Here is a 7,562-nt window from a genome sequence, read left to right on the forward strand (position 1 = left end):
GGACGTCTGCTACGCCGCTGCACAACCCTCTGGACATCACACCGTCTTAGTCAGGACTCGCTCCTTCCCCGCCCTGGTGGTGAACGTGCGGAGCCTTCCATACGAACAGGCACTTCCATGATCCATGCCGTCTTTCGCGACCACCTGCTCTTCCTCGCGCTCGCCATCACCGTGACTCTTGCCGCAGGTGTGCTCGCGTACGGGGTGGCTGCGCGGAACGTCGATCGGCAGCCCGCCGTGCTCTACGGGCTGTGGGCTTCTTCGACGGTCGGTCCCGTCCTGCTGACCACGTGGGGTGGCAGCGGGATCGCCACGCTCCAGTGCACGATCAATCCTGCCTACGTCCAAGCGTTCGCCACGACGCAGGGTCAGCTCAATGTCGCACTGTTCGTTCCATTCGGGCTGCTCGCTGTCCTGGCCACCAGGAGAATCCTCCTCAGCGCCGCGCTGGGGGCTCTCTTCACGGCCGCCGTGGAGACCGCGCAGGCCACCCTTCCCCTCGTCTCCCGCCTTTGCGACACTGACGATCTCGTGACGAACGCGGTGGGCGCCCTCATAGGCGTCGGCATCGGAGCTGCCGTATGCCGAGCGGCCCGTCACGGATCTCCGCTCTCATCGCGCGCGGTCAAGCGTTCGGTGTTCGGCGGGGCAGTGATCTCGCTGGTCATCGCCGCGACGTGGGTCACCGTCATCGAGCCTGTTCGCGCTGTGTTTCCCATGCCTGTTCCGCCCGCAAGCCCTGAGCAGGTCCGGGCCCTCCGAGCTGAGCTTGAGAGGGCCTTCGGGGAGACCTACACCATCGAGACCGCGACCTTCTTCAACAACGTGGACGGATCCAGCACCGTCAGTGCAGTGCTGCCGGGCGGCACTGCCGAGATGACATGGCCTGACCGAGAGAAGTTCACCGTCCACTTCTCGCCCACCAATCCTGGCGAGGGCGAGGGAACCTACGCCTACCGGATTCCCGGGACAAGCCGTCCCGTGCGGACGTCTGGTCAGGCACAGCAGGTCGCCACCCGATTCGCCGAAAGCTACGCGCCCTGGGCATTGCGTGACTCCGAGGCAGGGGTCCGGCAAGCGCGCTCCACCGTCGAGGATTCCGGTTGGATCGTCGAGTGGCGCCGACAGCGGAACGACATTCTGATGCCCATGCGCTTCGGCCTCCTGATCGAGCCTTCCGGCCGGATCGGTGCTCTCCTCGCCCGAGACGTCGACGACCCCAAGCTGCCTCCCGTTGCCGTCACCGAGAACACCGCGTGGAATGCGTTCGCAACTCATCACCAGGTCAGGCCTGCGAAGGGAGAGCGCAGAACCGCAGTGCTCCTGGCGGAGCGCCAGGAGAGCGCGTGGCGCGTGTACTGGCGCCTGACAGCCGCCTACGACGACACGCTGCTCTCGGCCACGGTGGATGCCGCCAGCGGCATCGTGGCGGAATCGTCAGCAAGCCAGGCATCGGAGGGACTCCCGTCGATGGACGAGATGGAAGGCTTCTGAGAGCGACCACGCCTTGGGGGCGGCTCCACGGCGCCGCTCCCAGCCGTGATCGGTTGAGTTCGCGTTCACCGACGTCACCGTAGCTGCCGATGTCGGCGGTTTCGCGTGCTGCGACGAGCCGTGTCAGCGGTAGCGGATGTGCAGGTGGTTGTCGTGATTCGGGTACTGCGTGGTCAGTCCCTCGGCGATGAGCGTCGGATCGTTGAAGTAGATCAGCTGGACGTGACCGGGGGCCGCCGCGCGGACCGCCTGTACGAGCTGACGGGTCGCCGCCCGGTCGTAGGTGCCGGACTGCCAGGTGATCCGGCCGGCGGTGCACTGGGCGGAGTCGGTGCGGACCGGCCAGATGTCGATGTCGAGCCCGACCTCGTGGCTCGCGTGGCCCGGGATGTCTCCGCCGTGCTCGAAGCCGGCGTCACCCACCGGCACCCTGCCCTGGCCGGTTGCGGCGAACGAGGATGCGGCGGACTCCAGTTGCGCGACGGAGGCGGCGGTGGCCCAGTTCGCGGAGGCGTTGCCGTCCGGGTTCTGGTCACACAACGTGGTGGAGAAGTTGATCAGTTCGTAGTGCCAGACGAGGTTGCGCCAGGTGTCGGGCCCGACGACCCCGTCCGCGGCGAGGCCCGCGTGGCTCTGGAAGCTCTTCACCGCGGTCGCGGTGGCGGTCCCGAAGTTGCCGTCGACGGTGAGTCCTGCGGCGCGCTTGGCGTTGAGGAGGTACTGCACGGCCTTCACGGCGGACCCGTTGTCGCCCTGGCGTACGGTGACGACGAGCCGTCCCCAGGTGCTTGGGCCGACGACGCCGTCCGCCGTGAGGCCCTTGGCGCTCTGGAACGACGTGACGGCGGACGCCGTGCCGGAGCCGAAGACCCCGTCGGCGGCCGCGGTGTGGCCGTGCGCGGCCAGCAGGTACTGGACGGCCACGACGTCACTGCCGCGGTTGCCCGAGCTCTGGACGTGGTAGGAGGCGCCGGCGAACGCCTGGGCAGGCGGCCCGGCCTGGAGGAGCAGGGCCATGGTCATGGCGAGGAACAGGGCGATCCGGGAGCCCTGCTTTCTCGGACCGGACGATCGGAGCATGAGGCGATCCCTCTCGTGACGGGACGGACGACGGGGGCTGGTGACGAGGCTGGTGGGCATCTCTTCTCACGGCACCGGCCGGGCGAAGCTCAGCCCGTGACGCCGCTCCAGCTCACGGATGCGCGGGAGCAGCGACCGTTCCAGGGCGAGCATCTCTCCTCGGTGCGAGATCTGGAAGGCCGTTCGACGGCTGGTGCGCAACGGCTCCCGTACGGCTTCCACCGGAGCCATGCACGTGGCGTAGGCCGCCCCGAGGCCCCGGTCGGCGCGGGCCGCCTCCTCGGCGTCCTCGGTGCGCTGGACGGTGCGGTCTACCAGGGCGAAGAAGCCGTCCTCGTCGTCGACGTCGATGCCGTACCGCTCGAGACAGCCGGGCAGGGCCCGCAGTGCGTCGCGGGCCCGCGGATCGTCTCGAACGGCGGCCACCTCGGGCCACCACAGTGACTGGAGCGGGGCGTAGAGGTCCTTGAAGGCCTTGATGGCGGCGTGTGCCTCCGCCACGCAGCGCTGTTGCGCGGCCGGGTCCTTCCGGCCCTTCGGGCCGGGGCGTTCCGCGTCGGTCGTGGCCGGCACGCTCCGGGTGAGACCGTGCCGTCCGATGAACCCCAGATCGGGGAGGTCGGACCAGCCGATGTACGCCGGGGGCGGAGCCTCCGGAGGGTTCACCCCCTCCCCCTCCACGCACTCGGTGAGCCGGGCATGGCCCACCATCTGGGCGAAGCCGTCCAGGCCCTGGGTCAATCTGGTGTCGACCCCGGTGGCGGGCAGCACCATGGCGGTGATGTCCCGCGGCAGGCCCTTCTGCACCGAGGGTGGCCGCACGACCCCCGACGGCGTGGGCAGGGACTGCGGCGAACGGCCGGACGCGGCGCCACCGCACGCCGACAGTACGGCCGACGCGAGGACGGCGCCCGTGATCGCGACGGTGATCGGCTTCTTCCTTCTCCTCTTCTTCACGGCGCCTCGCATCTCCTCCGTTGTGGCGGCACGTCGTGGGGCCACCGGGCGGGTGGCCCCACGACGTGCCGTCGACGTGCGGCCGGTCGGTCAGTGCGTGATCTGCACGCTGTCGCCGCCGTCCAGGAGGCTGGAGACGCTGAACTGCGTACCGGCGGCGATGTCCGTGACGAGCCAGTAGGTGGAGTCGCTGACGCTGTGGCTGCCGTCGTACGCCTGGACGTACCGCTTGGAGCCGGTCACCCAGCCGCTGGACTTCTTGTAGCGGCCGGCGTAGTGGTCGTACGTGCGGCTGGTGCTGTTGTACGAGTAGGTCAGGTTGAGGTCACCGCAGCTGCTGGAGGCCTTGGTGCGGATCGTGCCCTGTGCCTCGTACCCGCCCGTGGTGATGCTGGAGACCACGCACGCCTGGGCCGAGGCGGTCGCGGCGGGCGCGAGGGCCACACACGTGGCGGCGACACCGGCCAGTGCGAGGGCGCCCGCGGTCATCGTGTTCGTGCGTATGCGACGCATGCCGTAACTCCTTCTTCTGGAGGGATCGTTCATGGTCGACCGTGCATCGGACGGTGCCGCTGTCGGTCGAGACAGATCCTGGCGGCGTCCGGGGCGGATGCACCTGTCCCACGGGGCAGTCGGGACACTCACGGGACGAGCGGCGCGCAAGGGACGGGTCGTGACGCGCCGTCAGGGACGCAGCGAGACGTCGTGGGACGCCTGCCGCCCGTCGGGGAGGCGCGGACGGCGCTCCCGGTCACCGGGCCGGAGGATTCACCGACCGAGAGCCATGAGGAGTCGGGCGGCCCGAGGTCGGGAGGACACGCGTCCCGGGACGACGCGGAGACGCGCCGGGACGAGGCGACGAGTCGGGACTGCGGGCTCGGCGTGGCAAGGGGGTGGTCCGTACGGGACCCGGCGGGGCAGGGGTGAACCTCCTACGGCTGCGGATCAGCTTGTTCGGGGTCGCACTCCCGCTCCGCGGCCTTGGGGATCACCCCGCAGATGGAGATCGTCGCCAGCGGGTACTCAGCCACCGAGAGCATCCGCGTGTAGGTGTCGCGGTCCACCCGGATCGTCGCCTCCTCCGTACGGCTGCCCTTGTCGGTGATGATCACGCCGTCGCCGACCGCCCCGTTCTCCAGCCGGCCCCAGACCGCTTTGCAGGCGGCGCTGTGACGGAGCTGGATCCGGAGACCGCGCAGGTACAGCAGTCTGACCGTCTTCGCGTCCCACTGGCAGTTCATGGTCTGGGGCTCGCGCCCGAGGCAGCTCTCGCCGGAGCACCCGGGTACGGGATGATCAGGCGCGGGGCTCTGGGTGCGCCCGGTCGCGCTCTGCGCGGTCAGGCCCGAATCCCGTTTGCCCTGCGTCGGTCTGCCCGCTTCCCCCCTCGGACCGCCCGCCGGGCTGATCACCGCGAACACGGCGATGACGACCAAGGCGCCGAGCACGGCACCGATCGCCATGTGGACGACGGGCTTCGCACGTCCCACCACTGAGCCCGGCCACGATTTCGCCGGGGTGTCACCCGACCGGGGAGCACGCGTTCCGGTGGATCGGGATCCGCTCCGCGCGTCCACTCCCTGGCGGAGGGCGGCGTCCCCGTCGGGGAGTACGTCATCTTCGTGGTGCCGGGGTGCGGGGGCGCCGACATGCTCGTGGGTTCCGACTCGCTCGTGGGTTCCGGCCTTTTCGTGGTCCTCGGATCTGTCGCGGGCTTCGACCCCTTCGCGGGTTTCAACGCCTTCGCGATGTTCGGCCGGCGCACCAGCGCTTCGGCTTCTGCGCATGAGCTCCTCGGCCTGCTCCCAGAGCCGTAACAGCTCAGCGGGATCCTCGCCCACGACCTCCGCCAGCTGCTGGATCGCAGCGCGGCTCGGCCATTGCTTCCYGTTGAGGAAGCGCTCCCAGGACGAGCGGCTGTAGTGCGTCCTGTCGGCCAGTCGGCCGTAGCTGAGACCGAACTCCTCCTTGATGCGACGCATCCCGAGCAGAACCCGATCACGGGCGAGACGGAGTTCGGCGTCCTGCCCCTCCCCGTCCCCTGCCTGTTTCACGACCGCGGCCATCCGAAGCCCCTCCCCCGCCATGAACTCCCGTACATAACAGGGGAGTTCATCGACTTCCCGCTATCTGCCGGGCAGGACTTTGCCACACCCGCGGAGCCCTATCACAGGGGGCGCACGGAYGCGCGCATCCTTCGAGAGTGACGTGCGCCACATGCGGTGGATCGTGCGGGATACGGGGGATCGTGCGGGATCCCGTCTGGAGTCGCCCCACGCGGCGGAGGACGGGACTGGCGATGGCCGGGGTTGTGGCCCCTGCCTGGGGCGAGTGGCTGAACTGGCGCTGGTCCTGGGCCCTCGTGGGGCGTGGTGAAGGCGCATCCGTGGCCGTGGTGGTGCCGGGGCACCGGAACCCCCTACTTGCGGCGTCGGCGCCCCGATCTCGCGGCGAAGCCGGTACGTGCGGATGACTACCGCCCTGGTGAATGGCAGCTCGTCAAAACCTTGTTGGCCCTGTACGGGCTTCGGACGCTCCGCGTGCCCGCGGCCGACGAACGGACGGCGTCCACGGAGCGCGGCCCGTCCGCCCGGTGATCGGGGCGGACGGGCCGCGTGGTCGTGTCGGTGGTCGTGCCGGGTGTTACTTCAGGCCGTTGCTGATCGCGTTCACGAGTTCGCCGTCGACGGTGTCGCCGTTGAACTCCCAGAAGAACGCGCCACCCAGGCCCTGGCTCTTCGCCCAGGCCATCTTGGTGCCGACGGTCGCGGGGGTGTCGTAGCTCCACCAGTCGGTGCCGCAGTGGGCGTACGCCGTGCCCCCGATCGTGCCGGTGGCCGGGCAGGTGGTCTTCAGGACCTTGTAGTACTGGTTGCCCGGCTCGACGCCGGCCGCCGGGCCGGTCGCGGTGCCGCCGGGGGCGGACTGGGTGACGCCGGTCCAGCCGCGGCCGTAGAAGCCGATGCCGAGCAGCAGCTTGGAGGCGGGGACGCCCTTGGCCTTCAGCTTGGCGATCGCGTCGGCGGAGTTGAAGCCCTGCGCGGGGATGCCGGGGTAGGAGGTCAGCGGCGAGTGCGGGGCCGTCGGACCCTGCGCGGCCCAGGTGCCGAAGTAGTCGTACGTCATCACGTCGTACCAGTTGATGTACTGCGCGGCGCCGCCGTAGTCGGCCGCGTCGAGCCGGCCGCCGTTGGAGCCGTCGGCGGTGATGGCCGCGGTGAGCAGGTTGTTCGGGCCGAACGCGGCGCGCATGGCCTGCATCATGTTCTTGATCGAGGCCGGGCTGCTGGTGTCACAGGTCAGACCGCAGGAGTTGGGGTACTCCCAGTCCAGGTCGATGCCGTCGAAGACGTCGGCCCAGCGCGGGTCCTCGACCAGGTCGTAGCAGGACTGCGCGAAGGCGGTGGGGTTCTGGACGGCCTGGCCGAAGCCGCCGGACCAGGTCCAGCCGCCGAAGGACCACAGGATCTTGATGTTCGGGTTCTGGGCCTTGAGCTTGCGCAGCTGGTTGAAGTGGCCCTTCAGCGGCTGGTCCCAGGTGTCGGCGACGCCGTCGACGGACTGGGCCGCGGTGTAGGCCTTCTGGTAGTCCTCGTAGGGGTCGCCGATCGTGCACTTGCCGTTCTGCACGTTGCCGAAGGCGTAGTTGATGTGCGTGATCTTCGAGGCGGAGCCCGAGGTCACCAGGTTCTTCACCGTGTAGGAGCCCCAGTTGGTGAAGTAGCCCAGGTTGATCTTGCCGCCACCGCCGGGGTTCTCGCCTCCGCCGCCGCCGGTGGTGCGGACGGGCGTGGTGGCGGAGGCCGGGCCGGTCTGGTCGGCGGTGTCGCGGGCGACCACGGCGTAGCCGTAGTCGGTGCCGGCGCTCAGGCCCGTGTCGGTGTACGTGAGGCCGGTGACGGTCGCGACGGTGGTGCCGTTGCGCTTGACGTCGTAGTTCTTGACGCCCTTGTCGTCCGTGGCCGCGGTCCAGGACAGTTTCACCGAGGTGTCGGTGAGGGCGCTCGCGGTGGGCGCGCCCGGGGCGGAGG

6 protein-coding genes are annotated in these 7,562 nt (G+C 69.6%); 1 reads left to right on the forward strand and 5 read right to left on the reverse strand.

Going from position 1 to position 7,562, the window contains the following annotated elements; genetic code table 11:
* Positions 1 to 117: 117 nt before the first annotated feature.
* Complete coding sequence (locus tag EAO70_RS31505) at positions 118 to 1,494, forward strand: VanZ family protein (protein ID WP_187284116.1); 1,377 nt, start codon at positions 118 to 120, stop codon at positions 1,492 to 1,494.
* A 123-nt stretch (positions 1,495 to 1,617) separates the two neighbouring features.
* Here EAO70_RS31505 and EAO70_RS31510 read toward each other — a convergent pair whose 3' ends face one another.
* The 5 genes from EAO70_RS31510 to EAO70_RS31535 all read right to left on the reverse strand — a co-directional run.
* Positions 1,618 to 2,574, reverse strand: coding sequence for a penicillin-insensitive murein endopeptidase (locus EAO70_RS31510; RefSeq protein ID WP_148006206.1), 957 nt, complete (start codon positions 2,572 to 2,574; stop codon positions 1,618 to 1,620).
* Between the two features lie 66 nt (positions 2,575 to 2,640).
* Positions 2,641 to 3,531, reverse strand: coding sequence for a hypothetical protein (locus tag EAO70_RS31515; RefSeq protein ID WP_148006207.1), 891 nt, complete (start codon positions 3,529 to 3,531; stop codon positions 2,641 to 2,643).
* A gap of 90 nt (positions 3,532 to 3,621) precedes the next feature.
* Positions 3,622 to 4,044 carry a hypothetical protein gene (locus EAO70_RS31520; RefSeq protein WP_148006208.1) on the reverse strand — a complete coding sequence of 141 codons (423 nt, stop codon included), beginning with the start codon at positions 4,042 to 4,044 and terminating at the stop codon, positions 3,622 to 3,624.
* A gap of 419 nt (positions 4,045 to 4,463) precedes the next feature.
* A complete protein-coding gene (locus tag EAO70_RS31525; protein WP_148006209.1) occupies positions 4,464 to 5,597 on the reverse strand; it encodes a DUF2690 domain-containing protein in 1,134 nt (377 codons plus the stop codon).
* A gap of 577 nt (positions 5,598 to 6,174) precedes the next feature.
* Positions 6,175 to 7,562 (reverse strand): glycosyl hydrolase family 18 protein (locus tag EAO70_RS31535; protein ID WP_148006623.1); only part of this gene is annotated, 1,388 nt, incomplete at its 5' end.

Origin of the sequence: Streptomyces sp. adm13(2018), from assembly GCF_008042145.1 — a bacterium.
GTDB lineage: Bacteria > Actinomycetota > Actinomycetes > Streptomycetales > Streptomycetaceae > Streptomyces.

What these genes read in the sequence shown, in the direction of transcription:
- EAO70_RS31505 (WP_187284116.1), top strand. Translation starts at nt 118, where the DNA reads ATGATCCATGCCGTCTTTCGCGACCACCTGCTCTTCCTCGCGCTCGCC.
- EAO70_RS31510 (WP_148006206.1), bottom strand. Translation starts at nt 2,574, where the DNA reads ATGCTCCGATCGTCCGGTCCGAGAAAGCAGGGCTCCCGGATCGCCCTG.
- EAO70_RS31520 (WP_148006208.1), bottom strand. Translation starts at nt 4,044, where the DNA reads ATGCGTCGCATACGCACGAACACGATGACCGCGGGCGCCCTCGCACTG.